Origin of the sequence: Hyunsoonleella aquatilis (assembly GCF_014270105.1) — a bacterium.
Classification (GTDB): Bacteria; Bacteroidota; Bacteroidia; order Flavobacteriales; family Flavobacteriaceae; genus Jejuia; species Jejuia aquatilis.
The window spans coordinates 1111076-1135189 of record NZ_JACNMF010000001.1 but is presented as its reverse complement, the minus strand read 5'-3'; the positions used below and the strand labels follow the sequence as shown (position 1 = coordinate 1135189).

21 protein-coding genes are annotated in these 24114 nt (G+C 37.0%); 3 read left to right on the top strand and 18 right to left on the bottom strand.

What is annotated here, in order from left to right:
- Positions 1-12 precede the first annotated feature (12 nt).
- The 16 genes from H7U19_RS05015 to H7U19_RS04940 are packed head-to-tail and all read right to left on the bottom strand — an operon-like array spanning position 13 to position 16587.
- Positions 13-975, bottom strand: coding sequence for a glycosyltransferase family A protein (locus H7U19_RS05015; protein WP_186559604.1), 963 nt, complete (start codon positions 973-975; stop codon positions 13-15).
- Between the two features lie 14 nt (positions 976-989).
- Positions 990-2123, bottom strand: coding sequence for a glycosyltransferase family 4 protein (locus H7U19_RS05010; RefSeq protein WP_186559602.1), 1134 nt, complete (start codon positions 2121-2123; stop codon positions 990-992).
- Positions 2120-3046: a glycosyltransferase gene (locus H7U19_RS05005; protein WP_186559600.1), complete on the bottom strand. Its 927-nt coding sequence runs from the start codon at positions 3044-3046 to the stop codon at positions 2120-2122. The genes H7U19_RS05010 and H7U19_RS05005 overlap by 4 nt, the downstream gene beginning before the upstream one ends.
- Positions 3046-4077, bottom strand: coding sequence for a sulfotransferase (locus H7U19_RS05000; RefSeq protein ID WP_186559598.1), 1032 nt, complete (start codon positions 4075-4077; stop codon positions 3046-3048). Before H7U19_RS05000 ends, H7U19_RS05005 begins: the two co-directional genes overlap by 1 nt.
- A 5-nt stretch (positions 4078-4082) precedes the next feature.
- Entirely contained in the window at positions 4083-5039 is a 957-nt protein-coding gene (locus tag H7U19_RS04995) for an aspartate aminotransferase family protein (protein WP_186559596.1), read from the bottom strand.
- Positions 5036-5968 (bottom strand): DegT/DnrJ/EryC1/StrS family aminotransferase, encoded by a 933-nt coding sequence (locus H7U19_RS04990; RefSeq protein ID WP_186559594.1) that lies wholly within the window; start codon positions 5966-5968, stop codon positions 5036-5038. The genes H7U19_RS04995 and H7U19_RS04990 overlap by 4 nt, the downstream gene beginning before the upstream one ends.
- Positions 5969-6682 carry a WbqC family protein gene (locus H7U19_RS04985; protein ID WP_186559592.1) on the bottom strand — a complete coding sequence of 238 codons (714 nt, stop codon included), beginning with the start codon at positions 6680-6682 and terminating at the stop codon, positions 5969-5971.
- A complete protein-coding gene (locus H7U19_RS04980) occupies positions 6679-7749 on the bottom strand; it encodes a DegT/DnrJ/EryC1/StrS family aminotransferase (RefSeq protein ID WP_186559590.1) in 1071 nt (356 codons plus the stop codon). Before H7U19_RS04980 ends, H7U19_RS04985 begins: the two co-directional genes overlap by 4 nt.
- Positions 7746-8534, bottom strand: a complete 789-nt coding sequence (locus tag H7U19_RS04975) for an FkbM family methyltransferase (protein ID WP_186559588.1) — start codon at positions 8532-8534, stop codon at positions 7746-7748. Before H7U19_RS04975 ends, H7U19_RS04980 begins: the two co-directional genes overlap by 4 nt.
- A gap of 47 nt (positions 8535-8581) precedes the next feature.
- Positions 8582-9850: a polysaccharide pyruvyl transferase family protein gene (locus H7U19_RS04970; protein WP_186559586.1), complete on the bottom strand. Its 1269-nt coding sequence runs from the start codon at positions 9848-9850 to the stop codon at positions 8582-8584.
- A 9-nt stretch (positions 9851-9859) separates the two neighbouring features.
- Positions 9860-11071, bottom strand: a complete 1212-nt coding sequence (locus tag H7U19_RS04965; RefSeq protein ID WP_186559584.1) for an ABC transporter ATP-binding protein — start codon at positions 11069-11071, stop codon at positions 9860-9862.
- 2 nt (positions 11072-11073) lie between these two features.
- A complete protein-coding gene (locus tag H7U19_RS04960; protein WP_186559583.1) occupies positions 11074-11913 on the bottom strand; it encodes an ABC transporter permease in 840 nt (279 codons plus the stop codon).
- A gap of 26 nt (positions 11914-11939) precedes the next feature.
- The gene (gene cysC, locus H7U19_RS04955; RefSeq protein WP_186559581.1) at positions 11940-12524 is read right to left on the bottom strand and encodes an adenylyl-sulfate kinase; all 585 of its coding nucleotides are present in this window, start codon (positions 12522-12524) and stop codon (positions 11940-11942) included.
- Positions 12525-12529: 5 nt separating this feature from the next.
- Positions 12530-13318 carry a 3'(2'),5'-bisphosphate nucleotidase CysQ gene (gene cysQ, locus H7U19_RS04950; RefSeq protein WP_186559579.1) on the bottom strand — a complete coding sequence of 263 codons (789 nt, stop codon included), beginning with the start codon at positions 13316-13318 and terminating at the stop codon, positions 12530-12532.
- A 2-nt stretch (positions 13319-13320) separates the two neighbouring features.
- A complete protein-coding gene (locus H7U19_RS04945) occupies positions 13321-15792 on the bottom strand; it encodes an exopolysaccharide transport family protein (protein ID WP_186559577.1) in 2472 nt (823 codons plus the stop codon).
- A gap of 3 nt (positions 15793-15795) precedes the next feature.
- Positions 15796-16587, bottom strand: a complete 792-nt coding sequence (locus H7U19_RS04940) for a polysaccharide biosynthesis/export family protein (protein WP_186559569.1) — start codon at positions 16585-16587, stop codon at positions 15796-15798.
- Between the two features lie 102 nt (positions 16588-16689).
- Between H7U19_RS04940 and H7U19_RS04935 the strand changes: the two genes are divergently transcribed.
- Together H7U19_RS04935 and H7U19_RS04930 are read left to right on the top strand one after the other, a co-directional pair.
- Complete coding sequence (locus tag H7U19_RS04935; protein ID WP_186559567.1) at positions 16690-18555, top strand: ABC-F family ATP-binding cassette domain-containing protein; 1866 nt, start codon at positions 16690-16692, stop codon at positions 18553-18555.
- Positions 18556-18899: 344 nt separating this feature from the next.
- Positions 18900-19460, top strand: a complete 561-nt coding sequence (locus H7U19_RS04930; RefSeq protein WP_343069071.1) for an O-methyltransferase — start codon at positions 18900-18902, stop codon at positions 19458-19460.
- Between the two features lie 24 nt (positions 19461-19484).
- On the opposite strand, the gene H7U19_RS04925 is transcribed toward H7U19_RS04930, so the two are convergent.
- A complete protein-coding gene (locus tag H7U19_RS04925; RefSeq protein ID WP_186559563.1) occupies positions 19485-21059 on the bottom strand; it encodes a DUF5723 family protein in 1575 nt (524 codons plus the stop codon).
- 175 nt (positions 21060-21234) lie between these two features.
- Entirely contained in the window at positions 21235-23238 is a 2004-nt protein-coding gene (locus tag H7U19_RS04920) for a DUF5723 family protein (RefSeq protein WP_186559561.1), read from the bottom strand.
- A gap of 173 nt (positions 23239-23411) precedes the next feature.
- Between H7U19_RS04920 and H7U19_RS04915 the strand changes: the two genes are divergently transcribed.
- Positions 23412-23984 carry a cob(I)yrinic acid a,c-diamide adenosyltransferase gene (locus tag H7U19_RS04915; protein WP_186559559.1) on the top strand — a complete coding sequence of 191 codons (573 nt, stop codon included), beginning with the start codon at positions 23412-23414 and terminating at the stop codon, positions 23982-23984.
- Positions 23985-24114 lie beyond the last annotated feature (130 nt).

The following is a 24114-nucleotide window of genomic DNA, read 5'->3' as shown; positions in this document are numbered from 1 at the left end:
AATTCTATAGGCTTAACTACCGGTTTTTTTCAAAATTTTCTTTAAGATTCTAACCCCTAGGTAAGGTCGTCTAAAAATATAAGCCAAAGACTTGGCATATTGCTTTTTTTTCAGAAAAATATAAACAATCTCGAAATGCAATACGCGATTTCCTTTTATCCACTCTTTTTTTATATGAGTAATATTACTTAGGCTGGCCGTTTTCAAATAGGAGATCATATAGTCGCGTAATTCCAGTTCCATATTTAGAATTTTCAGTTTACCACTTTCTCCATGAGCCCTCCCTATTACACTTGTATTATGGTAACGGAATGCGTTTAACGGTTTTGCACAAAAAGCTATTTTATGGTTGCAGACCAATTTCAGATAGTAAAACCAATCCGCATTGTACTTCATAAATGGTTTAAAATCCAGTGGTACCATTGCTTTTAAAGTATCCTTTCTTATGAGAACCGCACTAGCATTGGGTATCACGTTTTTATGGATGAGATAATCCTGGATAAAACGATTACCATCCAAAACAAAATCATCAGAAAAAATATTGGGGTCAAATTCCGCCGTGTGTGTTAGCCATGTTCCTGCAACCTCGCCCTCGCTATTTACCCTTAAAGACTGGCAAAATGATAATACCACATCATTATCTTCAACCATGGGGGCCACCACAGTTTCTAAAAAATTAGGTTCGCAAAAATCATCGGTTTCTGCAATCCAAATATATTCTCCTTTGGCCAATGCAATCCCCTTGTTCCACTGTTTAAAAGTGCTTCCAGAATTTTTTTCATTAATAATACAATGGCTGACTTTTTTGTTTTTGGCATATTCCAAAAATATCTCCCTACTCTGGTCAGTGCTTTTATCGTCTAATAAAATCACCTCATAATTAGGATAGGTTTGGTTAAAAACACTATCCAAACGCTGCCTTAAGTAAGGCTCGTGGTTGTAATTGGGAACTATTATGGATATTAGGGGTTGCATTTAAAAGATAACGATCAATTTCTACAATTTTTACTTATGATTTCAAATAATTGAGGGCAGATTTTTTCAGGTGAAAATTGACTAAAGGCTTCTTTATTTTTTTCGCCCTGCGTTATTTTTTCGGATTCATTTTCATAATAAAACAAAATGGCACTGGCCATGGCCTCGATACTTAAATATGGTACGATCTTTCCGCCTCCATTACCTAAAATTTCTTCTGTTCCCGTCGCACCCTCAAAACATATTATAGGCTTGCCTAGCATGCCAAGCTCGATACACACCAATGGAAAAGGATCTTCTCTTGAGGTCATTACAAAAACATCAAAAGCACTGTAATGCTCTAAGGTGTCCTCAATTTCGCCTATAAACTTTACCTTATCAATCAGCCCTAGTTTTAGCAAATCTTCATCTAAAATAATCTTTTCCTGAGCAGGAATATGCCCTACCCAAACAAACTGCATTTTAACATCTGGATAATTGGCGTGAATATAGCGTGCTACTTGAACAAAAACATCATGTCCCTTTCGCCAATGTACCGTGCCAGATGCTCCAACAGTAAAGGTTGTGCTAACTTTTTGTTGTGATGTTACTGCTTTTGTCTGGGAACATTCATAAACCACGTCAATGTTCTCTTCTATCCCCCAATGGTCTTGTAAATTTGTTTTGACCAGATTAGAGGGCGCAATAAAATGATCTATAAAATTTATGTAATCTCTAAAATTCGGTAGCGTCTGTTTTATAATTGCATTAAGCTCATGAACGTGCAGGATTAATCTACTTTTTTTATTCAGTTGAACCAATTGCTTTGCAAATGGAAGCGACAATACCGTATTACCATAAATGACATTGTAATTGTTGGCTGTTAGGGCCTCTATCAATTCTTGATGGTAGTTCCTTGTTTTTAATATCTTCAGCTTTAACAATAATCGTTGTAGGAATGTTAGTTTATCGCCATTGTCCAAAGCTTTATAATCATAATAGTTTCTAGATATCTTTTTGAAATCATCCTCAAGCCCTCCATTTTGAAGCGCTAGTACATCCACAATCACATCAGAGTGGTGCTTTCTGATCCATTGCAACAAATACAACAACACCATAGGCGCCCCAGTTCTGGACATTTCATGAGATATAAAAAGGATTTTTTTCATGAAAATTTTTTTATCAAAAACTTATAGTAGAGTGTAAAAACTTTAGATTGTACCATTCTAAAAGAACTTTTATTTTGCTTATAAAGAAGATATAACGATTGATAAACATTTTTAAGTTTTTTATAAACCACTACCCTATAATCTCTTTCAAACAACCAATTTTTACGGATTATTTTGGTAAAACGAATATGCTGTTTGTATGCGCTAATCAAGCCTTTAGTATTCTTATGGTAAGCCCCATGCACACCATTTTCATGTATTCTATAGACCCCCATTTTATCCTTAAGCACCATACCCTTCTTATTAGAGTTTTTCATAACAATTAATATCATTGCTAAATCCGCAAATGGTAGTTTTTTAAACCAGTTTGGCAACTCCCCAATATTCAAGTTTTTTCTCTTGAACATAATTGAGCAAGTAGCCGTTTTGTTAGCTAAGATATAATCTTTGATAGCAAATTGTTCATCTTTTACCACATTTGGGATGGTATCGCGTTTCAATTCGCTTAAGGAATTCAGTTGCTCTACATTATGAAAACAAATACCATATTCAGGGTTTTCTTCCATAAAATCTACCTGCTTCTGCAATTTCAAGGAGTCTGTCCAATAGTCATCTCCTTCGCACAAAGCAATATATTTGCCTTTGGATGCTTTTAGATTTTCAATTACATTAAAGCGCCCTGTAGGCTTGTCATTTATATAAATGACATCTTTTCGCGAACGCAAAAACAATCTAATTTTATCAAGGTGTTTCTTGGCATAAGCAATACAAATATCCCGAGTGCCATCACTACTTTCGTCCTCCCCTATGATGATTTCAAATTCAAAATCTGTTTTTTGCATTAATATACCGTCTAAACACTGCTTAATGTAGCTAACGTGATTATAGGTTTGAACACAAACTGAAACTACAGGACTTTCCATTATGATTCTTGAGCTAATTTATTTCGGAAAAACTCAATTTTTTTCTCGAGCTGATGCATATCTGCATTGCTCAGTCTAATTTCCGTATTGGCTACAAACCTGTTTTCTGTAAAACTAACAGTATCGCAATTTAGCTTGCCTTCACCTGATAAGTCGTTGTATTTACGTATTAGGTTATGTAAAAAAACCGCAGGATTGGAACAAAAATCTTCATATTGTACGTGTAGCACATTCTTCTTTGGCAATTCAGAAAGCCCAACATCCACCGCATTCTGTGTATAAACCACTTGACCTGCTACTTGTGTAATTGGATCTTCATGCTTTAAGGTGCTATATTCCTGGGGCTTAAAAGAATACCACTTATTTCTATTATTAAAAAACTTCTCCCTTGCCAACAATAGTGATTGGGCGTTTAAAGTAGGTTCTCTTGTTAAATTAATAAACAAAAAATTACTATTTAATTGATACAAATATGGGATATTCCAATTGAGCAACATGCCCTTCATTACCAAAGGCTTTCCCGTTAGATACTCAAAAGCATAAAGTTCTTTTAAAAACCTCTCTCCATCTACCTTTTTCAACTGGCTTTTTGAAAGCTTTTGGGTGTTTTCACCAAACTTAAAATATTCGTACCAATAATACCAAAACTCACTTGGGCTTAATGCTCCCATGGTTTTACCAAGGGACGATTTAAAGTTGATTTCAGTTTGATGGAACCCCATTTGGTTTAAGGGGTCAAATTCCAAAATAGATTGTTGCACCCTAATACCTATGTAAGGGTTTTTATAAAACCTAGCAATTAAGTTTGATGGATAAGAAAATAGCCCCAGCGAAGCCAACCACTGCAACATGACGGTTGAACCAGAACGCGGGCATCCAATAATTAAAATAATTGGCCGTTTATCGGAAAAATAATTATTCTTTGGTTGAATACCTCCAATTAATCGATTCAAATCCAAAAGCGCTTCTTCAAGACTATCGTCTTTTTTGAAATATGGGGTTCTATCTTTATTTTGATACATATCTGCCATGGCGCCTAGATCAGTTGTTTTATAGCGACAACTACCCGTCTTAAATCGATTTCAGTGTACCTATGGTCAATGGGCAATGGCAACAAATCCTTGCTAAGCGCAATTTCAAATGCATAATCTTTAGCAGAAACCCTCTGTACAACATCATTCCAATACGAAGGAATAAAAATATTTTGGTTAAATAGCTTTTGCACATCAATCTTTTCGTTAAGCAATAAAGGGTAACAAAAACAATCTTTTTCATCGTCACCAATTTCAATTTTATTGAGGTGGGCAAACTCATTTTTATAAAAATTGAAATTCTCATTCCTTATTTTTCTAACCTCTTTATAATCAACCAGTTTTAATAACGATTCTGAAACCGAGGAAATTTGACGAATATCACAATTAAGGGATGCTTCATAAGACAGAAACTCTCGATAGGCCTTTTCCTGGTTCCCTAAAAGTCTATTTACATTATGGTTTAGGTATACATCATTATTTCTTTCGATGCCTGAACTTGGGACCTCTTTGGGCGCGTATAAAAAAGCGCCGTCGGGGACTCCAAAATATTTTCTGGCCGTGGTAAATGAAATGTTATTGGAAAAACCTTTTGAAAAAAAAGAATGGGAATTATCAATAATCAATTGATTTCCGTAACGCTTAATTAATTCATTTACGTAGTTAGATTTTATGCCGAAAAAATTACAGTAAACAATAGCTTCATTTGGGTTTAACTTAATGGTATCATTTATCTCTAGATTTTTATCGATAGCATAAAATTCAAAAGGCACACCTTGTAAATCCAGTGGCTCAAATAAAGCATCGCAACAATAGTAAGGCAGGTATATTTTGCTGAAAGTGTTAGTTTTTAAAATCAAACCAAGGCAGGCCCTACCGGTTGAAAGTTTAATGGCTTCATCATGGTAAAGGGATTTGCCGTCTGGTAACTCCAACTCAAAAAATCCTCCAATAGCTCTCATGAGTTCAATTCCTTTAAAGATTTTTTAATCATATTTACCAAAATAACAATTTCATTTTGATCAATATCTTGATGAACAGGCAAGTTCAAAATATTATTCGCCAAAAACTGCATGCTTTCGAATTTGGAAATTTTTAATGGCTCAATTAAACGGTAGTACAGCGCTATGAGCATAATACCCTTGTCAATTAGCGAAAAGTATAACTTCTCTCTTAAATGATTATCCACAATAATGGGGTAATTATGGGGTATATCTCCTTTTTGAAGCTTTTTAAAAGGTTTAACGCCGCTTACATTCGAAATTTGTGCTTCAAGAAATTTAAAATTTTCAATACGTTTTTGAGCTATTGCTTCTACCTGATACTTCATCAAGGTTTCAAAGTAAACACTATTTTTATCTTTTGACGAACTTATTATTTTATTGTGATTTTTATTATTTTGAACTAATAACCCGCCACTTTTAATAGGAAAATTTTTGTGCAAGGAATAAAACGCATAATCTCCAAATGAGCCTGCGTCAGACGCCCAGAGCATATTGTAATTGTATAGGTGTGCACAATCTTCAACAAGAATAATATTGCTGTCCTCGCACAATTTCTTTATGTTTTTTATGTTGCGAACTTTGAAGCCAAAATAGTGCACGACTAAAATAAGGCTATAATTCTTCTCTCGTATTTTACTCTTAATTTCTGGAATTGAAATAGATAAATCTTGATTTAAAGGGTAAAAGTCATGCCTAACGCCTAAATCTGTAACCGGATCATAAATTCCCGAGCCTTCCCTGTCGGTAACACCAATATAGGAAGGCAATAAAATCTCGGCGTCTTTAGGCAAAGTTTCCAAGATCAATTTCCACCCAGCTCTTGCCGATGCTGTGGCTACAACATTTTTTTTCAGACTTTCTTTATTGATCGGTGATTTGCTAATCATTTACTCTTGTTTGATATTCAGGTCGTTCAAAATTAGACGAATCTCTTCCTTATCACAAAACATTAAAGTATCAATTATGGACAAATAAGGTACGAATCCTTCACTAAACTGCTTGTAACTTCTTTGGTTCACCTCAAGAAAATTCAATTTTACCCCAGCTTTATCATATTTTTCAATATCAAAAAAAGAACGCCCTCCCGGCGGATTGTAATAACTATCTGCATTTAAAGCCTTGCAGATATTGAGGGCCCACTCATCAGGTGAATTTACACTTTCAATTTCTATATCCATTTCGGACCAAATTGATATTGGAGTTTTTATATCCAAATAACTACATACTTCTGACAATGCTTTGTAATTCAAATCAACTATGCTCTCATAATCGTATTCAAAAATTGAATCTAGCATTTTTATGACACTGCTATAATGTGGGGCTCGCTTTTTATAATGCGATAGCTGGGCTAAGATTTTATCTTTCCAGTTTATCCTATTATTTATGGAAACATCTTTTATCGAAGTATTTCTAGAATGCTTAATTAAAGGTACTTTTATATACATAGGCTCTCCATCCAATTTCAATATCTGGTTGCGCTCGATCCAACCATGCCTAATAAACTGAGGCGTATCAAAAAGAATGAAATGATCTACGTAATTGACGAGCCCAATATACCCTAGATAAGGCATAAAATAAGGTTGCATTATACCTAGTTTCATAGGCACTTTTTTATTATTCTACAAATTACTTCTGCAGATTTTATAGATAAGCTATCAAAAAGAGGTAGGCACAAAATTCTTTTGGAAATTAAATCTGCTACAGGCATACACTTATTTTCTAAATATGGCAATGTATTCAAACTCGGGTAAAAATAACGGCGGGTAAATATATCATCTGTTTCTAGTTCATTTTTAACTTTTAACAATTGTGATTCGCTATTAAAAATAACTGGAAAATAACTATTATTCCATTTTGTACCGGGTCTTAATTTAAATGATGACAAACCTACTTCCTTCAAAAATTCATTATAAAGACTTACTATATTTCCTCTCCTTTTTACAATTTCAGACAAATATGGCAAAACACTTAAACCCATTGCGGCTTGTAATTCGCTCATTTTTGAATTGATTCCGAGTCCTTGAAACGCTTCTTTTCCTTTATGCCCAAAATTATGATGGTAAAACATGGCATTGTACTGTTCAGCATTGCAAAATATGGCACCGCCTTCGGCCGTATGAAATAGTTTGGTAGCATGAAAACTACAGGTGCTTACGTCTCCGTAATTAAATATAGATTTCCCATTATACTCAACGCCAAAACAATGCGCAGCATCATATATTACCTTCAGACTATTTTTTTTTGCAATGCTCTCAATAGCCTCAATGTTGCAGGGGTTTCCAAAAACGTGTGTAGCCAAAATAGCAGTGGTTTTTGACGTTATTGCCTCTTCAATTTTAGTTTCGTCTATTGTTAAGTAGTCTGGATGAATATCGACAAAAACGGGCGTACAGCCTTCCCAAACAATACTACTGGTGGTAGCTACATAACTAAAAGGTGTTGTGATAACTTCTCCTTTTATACCTAAAGCCTTTAGCGCTATTTGCAGTGGCAAAGTTCCATTTGCCATTGCAATAATGTTAGATACGCCCAAATAAGTTTTCAACTTATTCTCAAGCTCCTGAACCAAAAGACCCCTATTAGTCATCCAGCCAGAATGCCAAGCTTTATTGAGTATCTTTTGATATTCCTCTTGAGGAGGCAAAAAGGTTTTTGTTACGTTTATCATCTATAGCTCTTGTCTAGTGCACCTCCCTTTTTTATAAAAACGAATTCGCACAACCACAGGACTTGATTAGGAAAAGGTCTATTTAAATCTGTTATATCAAATAGTTTAAATCCAATCAATTCCATTCTGTTTAATACTTTCAAAGCGGAGTTTTCCAGTCTATTATTTACTACTGCCACTTCCATCATTATTACTTCTACGGTTTCAAGAACACCCGAAGCCCCTTCCAAAACCTGTAAATCCAACCCTTCAGCGTCAATCTTTATAATATTAGGTGGCTTCAAATCATTATCTTTCACAAAGGAGTCCAATCTAAAAATAGGCAATTCAATTTGTTCAAACCCTCTAGCTGAAGCTTCCTCTTTGGAAAAAGAAAAAGAACAACTATCATCCCTATCATGAATTGTAAAATTCATTTTGCTATCAGTTTGCCCCAAACCGATAGAGAATAATTGGACACTGTTATGCCCTTTAAAAAGGGTTTTAATATCTTCTTCAAGATTTTTTTGAGGTTCAAATAAGTAATACATGGCGTCGGGAAAAAACTTTAAGCACTCAAAAGTCCATGTACCCTTATTTGCTCCAACATCATAAATGGTATCAGGCGTATAACCTTGGTCTTTAAAAATTGTAAAAAGACTCTTAAGCAAGCTGTCTTTAGCATAATCGGCTGATTCATATTGCTGGGCGGACTGCACTAACTTGTTATAATGTAGTTTAGAAACAATTTTATAATCGAATTTTTCCAGAATGCTTTTTATCTTTTTCTTTATTTTTTTTTTCATTGCTATTCAGTATCTCTAGACCCTACTTCATTGATTAATCTTAATTGCTACTTTAAAATCTCCTTAACCAATTTAACCCCTGGTAATTTATGAAATGCCTTTATAACTTTGTTTACCTTTTTCTCGTTTTGAGCCGCAATGCTTTCAAGCCTTGAAACTTTTATTGATAGTTGATTCAATTCTTTAAAGAGGATAGCTGTATTAGCGTTTAAATCCGTTTCGTTATACCAATAGCTTTCTGGACATTTAGTTTGGAAAGAAAGTTGTTTATTCACCTTCAAATCGTGCATTAGTTTGATAAAATTATCAAACCTGTGTTTATACAATTTATTAAATTCTGTAAAATCGACCATATTATATATGTCTTCAATAGTCATATTGCCAACCTCCTCATACTTTATATATGGGATTTTGTAAAACTCAGCTATTTCCTGTACACGGATATCCCTTGCAATCATAACTGCAGGAATCCCCTGAATAAGTGCCGCTATACAGCCATGAAGCCTTGCCCCCAATACAAAATCATACTTTTTTATCTCATCAAACCATTCGTTAAATGTTTTTAAAAATATACCTCGCTCTTTTATTTTATCAAGTGCAAATATTCCGTTTTCCAGATTTTTGTAGTGTTCTAATTCAGTTTTCTTTACGATTTGCTCTGGAGGCACCAGTGCGTCAAAAACCACTTCGTCCAAAAAATCTTGTCCCAATAAATCGGCGCCTCCAATTAATAATTTGTTGAGACCTGCCATGGTGCGATGATACACGATTAAAGGCTTACTAAACTTTTCTTTTTTAATAATTCTTAAATCGCGCCTTAACGGGCTAAATAATGTGGGGCAGCCTATTCTAACTATCTCCTCTGGTTTAAATCCCGATTTTATTAAAACCGAAGCTGTGTGTGGCCCCCTAACGCCAATATATCCTGAAGATTTTATAACATACACCAATAATTCTTTTAATGAAGAATGAACAGAATTAATGATAAATGAGGCTGACGCATAATCTTGAATTCCGAGAGAAAATGCAATGGTTTTGATTCCTAATTTCTTGACGAAATTAGTATAAACTGATACATCCCTCCAATCAGTAACGTGTGTAGCAAATGCTATAATACATAAATCATACGTTTTTTTATAGGTCTCTACTTCTGTGAAATCATCGATATAATCCGCATCAAAAAAGCGCATTAAAGTTCTTGATATCAAACTTGCACCGTGATTACTAGCATATTTGGTATTGTCATCCCCCCAAACGCTATGGTTCTCAACATCATAATTATATTCGGGTCCAAGTCCTATTACCATTGATTTCATAAGCAATAATTAATTTGAAATTTCCTTATACTTTGATTTAAGTAAAAACGCAGCCCAAACTTCGTCTTCATGAATGACCTGAAACGTCAATAAATTGTTAAGTCTCAACATTGGCTCCTTTTCCTTTTGTGAAATAATCGACATACTAACTGAATAAAGTCCTTTTGACAACTGCATATTTTCATGAATTAACTGAAAACTGAGAACATCACTATCGATACTAATTGTCGCATTATCATTGTTTCTTTCAAACATAGCCACCGGCCTTTGTTCTTTATCAAAAATAAATATTGAAAATTGAGGCAATGCTACTTTTTTCAGGCATCTAAACTTAAAATGCAATTTAAAGTCATTGTTCCAATTAATTTGAGGAATATCATTTTCTAAACTATCGTAATCCAATAATTCAACATTGATCAATTCCAAAGAATTATCGGTAAATACCGTATCGGTACTATTTACAGAGAACTTATTGTAGTACAAATCAATTGCCTGGCTTACATTATCACCTTGAAAATCAGGCCTTCCTCTCTCCATCAATATAATTTGACTACAAATCCTAGAAATCATAGGCATACTGTGGGATACAAATATAATTGCAGTATTTGGTAATATTTTATCAATTGCTTTGTAACATTTCAAGACGAAGCCTAAATCACCAACAGCTAAAACCTCATCAATAATCAGCACATCCGGTTCCATTTGTGCAGCTACGGCAAAGCCTAAGCGTACCTTCATGCCACTACTATAATTTTGCACGGGCATATCGATAAACTCCCGTATCTCGGCAAAATCGATTATATTTTCAACCTTATCGTCTATTTCCTTTTTGGTAAAGCCCAATACCGCACCATTATTGTAGATATTCTCCCTGCCACTTAAAATTGGGTTAAAGCCGGCGCCAAGCTCAATTAGAGCACCTACCCTTCCTTTTATGGTGACCTTTCCAGCATCAGGATTAATCAATCCGTTCAATATTTTTAGCAGGGTAGATTTTCCTGCGCCATTATGCCCTATCAAACCCAAGCACTCTCCTCTTCTCAACTCAAAACTAATGTCCTTTACGGCCCAGAACTCCTTATCTCTAAGTACTCTTTCGCCTTTATTGCCTTTGATGTTGGACATTAAATCCTTAATGCCGTACCACAAACTTGTTTTTAAATCCTTGCAGAACTTTTTAGAAAGCCCTTCTACCTTTACCAAAACCTCATTGTCCTTCATAACTATGCACTTAAACGTTCAACAATGATGGGAATGGAAATTCTATAAAACAACAGCCCGAGAAAAAACAATGGTGTGCTGATTGCCAAAATCCAAATAAAATAGCTTAAAAACTCTAAAGGCGTTCCTAAAGCCAAACTTCTCGCGGTCAATATTAATGGGGTAAACGGATTAACCTCCATTATGGTTTTCATTATACCTGTTTTTGGAATGGCATAAACTACTGGTGTAATGTACATTAATAACCCCAAACCAAGATTTACAAATTTTGCCACATCTGTATATATCAATCCTATTGGCGTAATAAATAGCCCCAGTGTGATGCCAAAAAGAACAGCTACTACCAAAGCTAGCGGAAAAAGCAACAACGACCATTGAAACTGCATTCCGAAAACAAGCATCAACACCAGTAAAAGCAATATTTTTATAGCGCTGTTAAAGCATAATTTATAGACGCCCGAAAGTATCAGGGCCTCCTTTGGAAAATTTATCTTTGTAAGTATACTTCTGGCAGCATTGGTATTACTAGTGGGCAAGCTGATAGCATCCTTTATAATGGACCAAATTAGAGTTCCGGAGAAAACATAAATAGGGTATGGCACACCTGTATCGGATAATTTTACAGTCCCAGAGGCATTGAGAAAAATCCATACCAATGCGGATGTCACTGGCGTTATAAATGCCCAAACGATACCTAAATACGACTGCCTGTACTGCGACTTAATATCGCGGGACGCCAATTGCTTGGCCAAAAAGTGGGATCCAAAAAAATCTTTAACGCTGTCTTTTAAAAGGCGTCCAATTTTTAGGTTATTCTCTTTTTGGTAAATCTTGGTTTCCATCTGCATTCCTCAAATATACTGAGCTATTACAACTTGCTTTGCATAGCCTTTAAAATTTTATCAACGGCCTGTTTTGGACTTTCTTTTACCGTTTCAATTACAATATCTGGCGAATCCGGGTTTTCAAAGGGAGCACTGATACCGGTGAAGTTTTTTATTTCATCAGCTCTAGCTTTTTTATACAACCCCTTCACATCTCTTTGCTCGCATACTTCAAGAGGGGTATCAACAAAAACCTCTATATAATCATCACTTCCTACAATGCTCTTAATCTCACGGCGTATTTTGTTGTAAGGCGTAATAAAAGCAGCTATAACCACTATCCCAGCATCTACAAACAGTTTGGCAACTTCGGCCGTACGCCTTATATTTTCAAAACGATCTTCCTTGGTAAACTTTAAATCCTTATTTAGTCCCCGCCTTAGATTATCGCCATCCAAAGCATAGGTATGCATACCTTGGGCATACAGCTCTTTTTCCAATAAATTGGCTATTGTCGATTTTCCCGAACTGGATAAACCTGTTAACCAAATAAGGCATGGCCTATGGTTTTTAATTTTAGTCCTATCCTCTCGACTAATGGTGTAGTTTTGTTTTTTTATGTGTTCCATTCGGCTTATTGCACGATAAAATATGGGTTTAACAAATCGGCTTTATTGTAACGAATCTCCTCTTGCCCATCTATTTGATTTACACTTACGCCAACCGCTTTACAGATAGCATGTCCGGCAGCGGTATCCCATTCCATTGTTGGTGCAAATCTTGGGTAAATAGCAGCCAAACCCTCAGCTACCATGCAAAACTTTAATGAACTGCCTTTGGACACCAACTCCGTTTTATGGCCTTCGGACTGTAAAGTTGCTATGTAGTTTAAAGTAGTTTCATTTTGATGGGAACGGCTACCTACTATTTTAAGAATCCCAGTATTAGTTTGCACTGGATAAATTTCCGTTCGGGTTTCAAATACACTTTCTGTCAACTTATGCGATTGCAAATCACATTTAAAAGCTTTTCTTTCAGAAACCACGGCATAATACAAAGTCTTTGAAACGGGAACATAGATAACTCCCATTACAGGCTTACTATGCTCAATAAGAGCAATATTAACCGTGAACTCTCCATTTTGTTTTAGAAATTCTTTGGTGCCATCCAACGGATCAACCATCCAACAAGTATCCCATTTTTGCCTAACTTTAAAGGGTTCTTGCTTATTTTCTTCGCTGATTACGGGAATGTCTGTGGGCTTTAAAATTGCATTGATGGAAGTGTTTGCCTTTTGATCTGCAAGTGTAAGAGGCGAATTATCAGACTTCACAAAAACATCAAAATCGGTTTTATACACATCCATGATATCTTTGCCAGCTATTAATGCGGCCTTTATAGCAGAGGCAAGCTTCTCTTTCATTATCATTTAAACTTTAACAAGCGTTTAAACTTCACAAAAACACCTTTGCCCTCTGCTTTATCGGTATGGTAACCATTGGCATAGCTTCCGTAGCCATAGCCGTAACCATAGCCATAACCATAGCCATAACCGTATTTGGCCTTTTGGTCATAGCCGTTGTAAACAAAACTTAGATTCTTGATTTCTCCTTTTTCGTATTTTGAGTTGATAAGGCTTATCATACCTTTCTTTGTATAATCCTGTCTTACTACATAAATAGAGGCATCCGCATATTCAGTCAGTTCAATGGCATCCGCTACCAATCCCACAGGTGGCGTGTCCAAAACAATAAAATCGTAATGCCCTTTTAAATCCTCTATCAAATCGCTCATTCTATCATTCATTAAAAGCTCCGAAGGGTTCGGTGGGATGGGTCCAGATGTAATAACATCCAAATTTTTGACCATTGTTTTTTGAACCGTATCCTTCCATTCTTTTTGCCCGATAAGATAGTTGACCACACCAATGTCATTTTTAATATCAAAATCACCGAATATTTTTGGCTTCCTTAAATCCAGACCAAGCAATAAGGTTTTCTTGCCTCCCATAGCGAATACCGTTGCTATATTAATGGAACAAAATGTTTTGCCTTCACCACTTACGGAGGATGTTACCATTACTGTTTTAGCGCCCTCAGTCTTTTGCCTTTTGTAAACATATTGAAGGCTGGATCTGACGGCTCTAAAGGCCTCAGATAACGACGATTTTGGCTGTCTTTGTACGGCCAGATTATTATCTAAGGTATTTTTCCCGACTACTCCCAAAACAGGAATGGAAGATAGCCCTTCCAAGTCCTGAGGATTGTGGATTTTTGTATCGAAAACAGTCACAAGAAATGCCAATAACAAAGGAATCAATAGGGCGCCAAATAGAACAAAAATATATCTAATCCCTAAATTTCTGCCCAATACCTGGGCACCTGTGTTCTTGGCAGAGTCCACAATTACGATATCCGACACGTTTGAAGCTTTAATAATTTCGGCCTCTCCTCGTTTGGCTAAAAAAACATTGTAGGTTTGTTGGCTCAAAGAATATTGCCTTTGAATGGCCAATAGCTCCTGCTGTTCCTCAGGTAGTTTTATAAATTTGGCTTCAACGGAGTATAATTGAGACTTGGTATCTTCCAATTCTTTGTTCAAAATATTGGTAACAGAACTAATATTCTCCAAAAGCACCTTTTTCAGCCCCTCAATTTCCCTATTTAAATCGTCAAATATTGTGGCATTGTCCCTGACGGAATACTGTAATTTTGATTTTTGAACAGAAAGTTCGTTAATTTTTGAAATATTGCTCAAAATATTACGGTCATCTATACCAGCTATTGATGGTGCCGGTATTTCCGTAAACGCGTTACTGGTCAATAAATAGTTTTTCAGATTGTCATAATAGCTTAATTGCCTATTAATAGCTGTTTTCTGGTTGTCTAACGAAGTGAATTTTTCATTTAGCATTTCGCTTTCGCTACTCATTCCGTATATTTTCTTCCTTCTTCTATAATCGTTAAGTTCTGAGGCATTTTCAGTAAGCTCGCCCTTAACCCGTGACAATTGTTTATCGATAAAGGCAATGGCATTGGTTGCATATTGGTTTTTCCTATTGAGTTGGTCTTCGCTCAACACCTCCACCACTGTGTTTAAATAATCTACTATTTTTTGGGTATTCTTATCAATAAGCGAAATATCCAAAATTGGCGAATTTCTAGTGTTGGCCACATCAGTCCTAGCCCTATAACTGGCCACTATCCCATTAAAGTTTCTAAATTGAATATAAAACGTGGAACCAGGAACTATCTTTCTGTGATCCACTTTAATTAAATCCCCTTTTAAGAATGGCAGATCAATGGAATCATTAATCTTATACTGCGACTTAAAAAGCCCTATTGGCACAGAAACCTGGTGCACGCTCTTGTCAAAATAGTTTTGAGCGGCCACCATATTCGATTGAAAATCCATCTCCAAATCATATTTGGTGGAGTCTATAAAAGTAATTTTTATAGGAATATTCAATAACTGTGGAAAATCGTATTGGTGGTTGAACCTGAAAGGTGCTGCTTTATAAATATCCTTTTTTCGAAACCTACCGTCCTGCAAATAGCTTTTGTAAAATTCCAAACGCTCTACCACCTTTTCGTGGTGCGACCTGGACTTTAAGGTTACAATCATGGTCTGTACCTTGGAGGTGACCCCGCCCCAATTAAAAGTTAAACTGGCGTTTGATGTAAACAAAGGGTTACTATCGTCCTCAACAGAAATTTTTGTACCCAAGCGAAATGAAAACTCCTCCCGAATGTTTTTTTGATAAACTAGAAAGACTCCTATTATAAGCAATAAAAGGAACAACTTCCAATAGCTTAACGCCCTAAACAAAAACTTCTTAATATCAAAAGTTGATGTTGAGGAAGAGGAAGGTTCTAATACATCAAATTCGTCGCTCATAGTCTATAGGTTTTGAACTAAGAAATAAGTAGAAACCAGCACTGAAAACACCGAAACTACGGTCTGCAATGTTTGTGTGGCGGTTTGGCCAGCGCCTATTGCCTTACGTTTTAAAGGCTTTACCAAAATAATATCATTGGGTTGGACGTAGTAATAGGGTGATTTCATTGCGGCAATATCCGTAAGATCAATATGATGGATTTTTTGCCCATCTGGATATTGTCTTATAACTAACACATCGGTCCTATCTCCTGTAGCTTTTATATCTCCCGCGTTTGCCAAAGCCTCTATGATATTGACCCTGTCCTGAAACAAAGTATAAACCCCAGTACCTCCTGATTCACCTGTTACAGTATATCGTAAACCGGATAACTTTACCGTCACAAATATTTCTGCAGTCTCCTTAAAGTAGTTGTTGAGCAGTTCTTCTTCAACCTTATCTTCAATTTCCTCAACGGTGTAACCTAATACATTGATTTCCCCTAAAATGGGAAACTCAATATTACCGTGCACATCTACAGTAAACCCATTGAAATACAAACCACCTTGACTAGAACCTTGATTGCCACTTTCCACCGGATTAAAAATAGCAGTCAATTCGTTATCCAAAGCCTTCACACTAATGCTAAGAATATCCGCCACTTGCACCCGGTAAGGTTTAACTAGAGCCTGAATTTGGGATGTATCATCCACAACCGTACCTTTATCCTGTAAATACACCACATCTTTATTGGTGATACATGAGGAGAATAACACGCCAAAAATTAGTAGGTTAAACCAAATAAATCGCTTCATTCCTAGGGGTTTGAGTTGAGCAAATATAACCTTTCATCGTGAATAATAAAACTTTAATCGGATTTTTTGGTTTTTTATCCGTTATTTGCAAAAAACTTTCTTTTGAACTTTTTAACGGTTGAAAACATATCAAAATCTTATGGAGAACTCACACTTTTTGAAAATATTTCATTCAGTGTCCATAAAGATCAAAAAATTGCCTTTGTGGCCAAAAATGGCACTGGTAAAACTTCTATTTTAAATATCCTTTCTGGAGACGATACCGCAGATTCCGGCACTGTTATCTATCGCAAAGACATAAAGGTTGCCTTTTTGTCCCAAGACCCCAAGTTTGACAATGCGCTAACTGTTGAAGACACTATTTTGGCCAGTGATAATCCGGTTTTAAAAATCATTTCAGATTATGAGAAATCCCTTCTAAACCCAGAAGATACTGACACCTACCAAAAGGCTTTCGACGCCATGGAACAGCATCAGGCATGGGATTTTGAAACCCTTTACAAACAAATCCTCTTTAAATTGAAACTTGAGGATTTAAACCAAAAGGTAAGCACACTTTCGGGCGGGCAGAAAAAAAGATTGGCATTGGCCAATGCTTTAATTAACAAGCCTGATTTGCTGATTTTGGACGAGCCCACCAACCATTTGGATTTGGAAATGATTGAATGGCTGGAGGATTTTTTTGCCAAGGAAAATATCACGCTTTTTATGGTCACGCACGACCGTTATTTCCTCGAAAGGGTATGCAATGAAATTATTGAACTGGATAACAGACAGTTATATTCTTACAAAGGCAACTATTCCTATTATCTTGAAAAAAAGGAGGAGCGCAAAGAACGTGAGGAAGTTGAGGCCGGAAAAACGAAACAGCTTTTTAAAAAGGAATTGGAGTGGATGCGCCGACAGCCTAAAGCGCGTACCACAAAATCCAAATCCAGAATTGATGATTTCTTCGAAATAAAGCACAAAGCCCATCAGCGCAGGAAGGACCATCAAATGCAGTTGGAACTGAACATGGAACGTCTTGGGAGCAAGATTATCGAGTTTCATAAAGTTTCAAAAGCGTTTAAGGATAAAGTCATTCTCAAAAGTTTTGACTACACCTTTAAAAAAGGCGAACGGGTCGGTATTATTGGTAAAAATGGTACTGGAAAAACCACCTTCCTCAACTTACTTACCCAAACCGCAAAACCAGACGGCGGAAAAGTGGTCAAGGGTGATACTGTGAAATTTGGCTATTACACCCAAAGCGGTATTACCATAAAGCCTGAGCAGAAGGTAATAGATGTAATTCGTGAGTTTGGGGATTTTATCCCATTGAAAAAAGGAAGACAGATTAGTGCGCAACAATTGTTGGAACGCTTTCTGTTCAGTCGAAAAAAACAATATGACTTTGTTGAAAAATTGAGTGGTGGCGAACGGAAACGCCTGTATCTCTGTACGGTTTTAATTCAAAACCCGAATTTTTTGATTTTGGATGAGCCCACCAACGATTTGGATATTGTAACGCTGAATGTTTTGGAGAGTTTCCTTTTGGACTTTCCCGGATGTATCATTGTAGTGTCCCACGACCGTTATTTTATGGACAAAATCGTGGACCATTTATTTGTATTTAAAGGTGATGGGGTGATTGAGGATTTTCCAGGAAATTACACCGATTACAGGATTTACGAAGATAGTCAGCCTGTTGTTTCCGGCGATTCTTCAGAAGACAAAAAAGGTAAAACCTCTTGGAAAGAAAACGAGGCCTCAAAATTGTCTTTTAATGAAGAAAAGGAATTGCGCAATATTGAAAGCAAGTTAAATTCGTTGGCATATGATAAAAAGGAGTTAGAGAATAAATTCAATAATCCGGATTTGACTCAAGACGAAATTAACAAGCTATCTGAAGATCTCCAGAAAATTATTGATACGATTGAAGCCAAGGAAGAACGCTGGTTTGAATTGTCGGCAAAATTGGAAGAGTAATATTTCTCGCAAAGACGCAAAGGCGCAAAGGGCAAATGCATAAATTCAAATCCCGATATTTATTGGGGCTAAACTTAGAACCCAAAACCACAAACTTGAAACCTGAAACCTTTAATTGAAACTAGAAACTCAAATTGTACCAATTAATTCAATACATAAAATTCCTTATAAAATCCACCAACCAACACGGTGTGCACTCCCCTTTTGTATTTGATTTGGTGACACGATGTTTTTATGACAAAAAAGAGTATCCTTCTTACGGAAGTCTAGCGAGGTATAAGGCGTCTCTTCTTCGAACTGATGCTTATATCAAAGTCCATGATTTGGGACCGGGCTCAAAAAAAATGAAACAGCCTGAAAGACATGTCTCTAAAATCGTAAAGACTTCAGGAACCCCAGTCAAACGGGCTAAATTGTTATTTCGATTATCACAATATTTTAACCCGAATCATATTTTGGAATTGGGAACTTCACTAGGCATAAGCACACACGCTATGGCCATGGGACAACCAAACGCAAAAATCACAACAGTAGAAGGATGCCCAAATCTTCATGGTTTTTCTAAAGATTTTTTAAAAAGAGAACTGTCCAACGAAGTCAAATTTATTAATGAAGATTTCAACAATGCGGTTGAAAGTTTGGCAACTAAAAAATTCGATTTAATCTTCTTTGATGGCAACCATCAAAAAGAAGCTACGTTACGTTATTTTGAAACTCTATTGCCAACTGCTCACAATGATTCCGTGTTTATTTTCGATGACATCTATTGGTCGAGAGGCATGACCGAAGCCTGGGAAATCATCAAACAACACCCAAAAGTTACTGTGACCATTGATACCTTTTATTGGGGGTTTGTGTTTTTTAGAACAGAACAGGCTAAGGAACATTTTAGAATTCGGCTATAAAGCCACAAAATCAATAACCTACCCTTATTTTTCAATCTTCTTTTTTGGACAACCTTCATTATCAGGTGACCCATATTCCTTCGGACACTTATCAAGATGGTCAGGAACACCGTCCACATCCCGGTCGTAATAAGGACAGCCATTGTTTTCAGAAGGCCCGGCATCCTCAGGACACTTATCATCTTTGTCCGCAACACCATCTCCATCATAATCACCCTTTTGGCTTCTTTTACTCTTAAAAGTTTTATTACGAGGTTGGTACAACGGAATTTTTAAGCCAGCATACACATCGGCCCCCATAGTTTCCTGATTCGTGAATGCCGAAATCAATGCCCCAGAACCAACATATAGTGGGCCTGCCCGTAAACCAGCCCCTACTTGAAACCCATTATATTCAATATAGCTAAGTGGCACAAAAAAACTGAACCACTGGCTTTCAAACCTTGGGGTAAGCGTAACCGTATTTAAAATCCGATTAGCATTTTCAGTACCGTTTGAAATCAGTGAATAATCCGCATTGGCATTGATATAAAATTTTGGACTTAAACTTAAATCCACATTCAAATGTGCCCCCATAGGCAGTGAGGCTTCGATCCCTCTTTGTATTCCGGTTAGCGTATAAAATGTGTTTAAAATATCATCCACGCTTTCGGCATCTTCAAAGTCCTCTTCGCTTACATCACTATTAGAGATGTTATATGTTTCGGCCAAACCGTCATCATAACTTATCTTTCCAATATCGGTTATGGAAAGTCCGACCTTCAACTTATATTTATTAGTGCCTTTTTCATTTGAACTGGAATTGGCATAATTAGGTCGCCATTCGTAAACAAACCCGATATCTCCCCCAATTCCTGTGGCATCGGGAAGTTCGTAATCGTAATTTTCAGCATCAAAATCGTCATAGCGCCCATAGGTTATTTCCCCTGTGGAAGAAATACTTCCGGTAGTCTCACCGCCTCCTAAATTCGTACCGTCAGCGTCATACGCAATCATAACATTTCGGCCCATGGCATAAACGCTCCCTGCGCCTTGCAGATATTTAACCGAGACACCCCCCTTTAAGAAGTGCTGTCCGTTATCAATTAGTGTTCTGGCGTAAGTCGCCCCTACCTCAATCCAACCGTGACCAAACCCATAGAAATCACCTTCGTTCACATTGAAATCCTCTGTGGTTTTATCATCCAATGCATCTGCCGTTTCACCATTAATCCCGTTGATATTTACAAAAGAGCGCACCCTCGAAAATATAGCGACAGAACTTTTTGGATTTAGATTAAACATAAATGAAAGCCCTAAAACATCCGTATTGAGAGCCAAATTATTATCCATGGAAGGCGACTTTTTGGCGTCTCCATCAAAATCATACTCGTCTTTGAACACATCCATCACATTGACACCATAATAATCATTCCCAACAAACGTTCTCACGCCAATTAGGTTGACATCCGCCTTATAATTTGAATCCGAAATATTAGCGGGATTTGAAATTACACCGTGGATACCGCTGTAATTATCCGTAAGAAACCCAAGGTAGGATTGGGATTGAAGCCACTGAAAACCCAAAAGGAACATGGCCAACAAGGTAATTTTTTTCATAGCAAACTATTTGGTTACTTAAAGGTAAATGTTTGGTGAAAAAATCTAATTAATAATCGTTTAAATGCACAAAATGTTGATTCATTGATGGTTTCCTTCAAAATATCACTGAATATTAGGCAAAAAAATCCCGGAACATAAATGCTCCGGGATTTGTTAACCAGTTGTATTAATATTAATTAGACTTAATCAAATTGATCTCCACCCTTCTGTTCAGTGCCCTACCTTCTTTGGTATCATTTGGAGCAATCGGCTTGGTCTCACCATAGCCTTTGGCCGTCAACCTTGATGGATCTACACCATTGTCCACCAAGAACTTCAGCACAGAATTCGCCCTGTTTTCGGACAGCCTTTGGTTCCATCCGCTACTACTAGTGCTATCCGTATGCCCCTCGATCATAAATCTCGCATTCGGGTATTCTTTTAATATTTTAATGATGTCGTTCAATACATCATAGGATTCTTGATTGATTACTGGCGTACCGTAATCAAACAGAATAACTTTAGCATACTCGTTCAAATCCTTTTGAACCTTTTCAATGACTTTCTTCGGACAACCATTGTTTTCAGCATCGCCAGGGGTGTTGACACAAACGTCATCCTTATCAGGAATACCATCCCCGTCAGTATCCGTCCATGGACATCCATTATTTTCGGCAGGTCCTTTTTCATCTGGACATTTGTCTTCGTTATCCAAAACATCATCTTTATCCTTATCGCCCCAAGGACAACCGTTATTTTCAACAGGGCCAGGTTTTGACGGACAATCATCGTATTTATCCAAGATGCCATCTCCATCTTTATCCTTGGAATCCTTATGGAAGAACGGAATTTTTAAACCCGCATAAACATCCGCTTGTCGGTTGTTGTCACTGGCAAACGCCGATATAATGGAACCAGAGCCCAAATACAATGGCCCAGCACGCAAGCCTGCACCAATTCTGAAACCGCTATCCTCGACTACGGTCAATGGTAGGTAAAACCCAAACCATTTGCTTTCATATCGTGGGGTGAGCGACACATTGTTCGCCACGCGGTTTGCTGTTTTTCTACTTTTTTTCATTACCGAAAAATCTGTGTTCAGGTTTAAATAGAACTTACCATTAAAATTATAATCCGCATTAAAATGCAATGCGGTCGGAAGATCTACATCATAGCCTACCCCAGCGTCGGTCTGCGTATAAAAGTTGTTCAAAAAATCTCCAATATCGTCAGCGTTATCAAACTCGTCCTCGCTCACCCCAGTGTTGGTAATGTTGTAGCCTTCCTTTATGCCATCTTTATAGTTGATGGAACCAATATCGGTTATAGACAACCCTAATTTTAACTTATATTTATTTAAAGCGCGTTCATTTTTGAAGGCACCACCCGACCTGTAGTCATAGTAGTCAGGCCGCCATTCGTAAACAAATCCTACATCAAAAGCAAAACCAGAGGCGTTATCCGGAACCTCATATTCGTAATTATCGTTGTCAAATTCGTCAAATCGGCCGTAGTTGATAAACCCCGTGGACGAAATACTTCCCGTCGTCTGTCCACCACCGAGGTCGGTACCGTCCTCGTCGTAGTTTATGGTGACATTGTTGCCTACGCCATAAATACTCCCCATGCCTTTCAAATATTTGATTGAGGCACCCCCTTTTAAGAAATTCTGACGGTCATCCCAAATCACTCTTGCATAGGTTATCCCTACTTCAGCCCATGCATTGGCGAGGAAATCAAAATTGCCTTCGTTAATATTGAAATCTACAACATCCTCATCATCCAACGATTCAATAGAATTTCCATTTAGCTCATTGGCGTTTATAAAAAGTCTTCCCCTAGTAAATACTGCAATAGAGCTTTTCTCAGAAAGGCTGAACATCACCGACGGCCCAAGCACATCAATATTTCCAAGCCCGTTATTGTCATTTGTTGGGGACTTTTTGGGGTCGGTATTAAAACTGTAGGTATCCTTAAAGGCGTCAAAAATATTGATACCATAATAATCGTTGGCGCCAAAACCACTAACACCTGCAAGGTTAATGTCTAATTTAAGTCGCGAATCCGCAATATTACTTGGGTTTGAAATAATGCCATGGACACCGCTGTAATTATCGGACAAATACCCTATAAAGGACTGAGCCTCAATAAAACACGACAGGAGAATAAAAAATAATAAAAAAGTAGTTTTTTTCATGAATTAGGAGTTATATCGTTTAGCTTTTAGATGAATTTGATGTTTCAACCAATAAATTACTTACAAAAAACAACAGCAATTTTGCAGTATTCTTGAACTTATACAGAAGATATTAACAGCTATGGCTTATTGACCCCGTTGTAAAATTCTATGAAATGCAATAACTTCGCTATATGAAGATTTACACAAAAACAGGAGATAAAGGCACTACGGCTTTATTTGGCGGTACTCGTGTACCGAAGCACCATATCCGCATTGACAGCTATGGCACTGTTGATGAATTAAATTCACACCTAGGATTAATCCGTGATCAGGATATTGATGAACACTACCAAGAATTATTGATAACTGTTCAAGATAAATTATTTATCGTTGGAGCTATTTTGGCCACCGACCCAGAAAAAGCAGTTTTAAAAAGCGGCAAAGAACGTTTGAATATTGAGAAAATTTCTTCGGCTGATATTGAACTTTTGGAACAGGAAATGGACACAATGAATGAAGCCTTACCCCCAATGACGCACTTTGTATTACCGGGCGGACATCAAACCGTGTCATTCTGTCATATTGCCCGTTGTGTTTGTAGGCGTGCCGAGCGATTGGCTTCGGCATTGAATGAACTGGAACCCTTCGAACCCAATGCCCTAACTTACCTTAACCGCCTTTCTGACTACCTTTTTGTATTGGCACGGAAGTTGTCGTACGACTTGCAAGCAAATGAAATTAAATGGATTCCTGAGAAGAAGTAAAGCTTGAAGCCTGGAGTCGGAAGACCGAAGTTAAAAAGCCTTATTCACCTTTATAATCCATATTTGACAGCTTACGTTCTGAATTTACTTTGCGTTAGGGATTGAACGGCATGTTTGAGCTCCTCGGAGA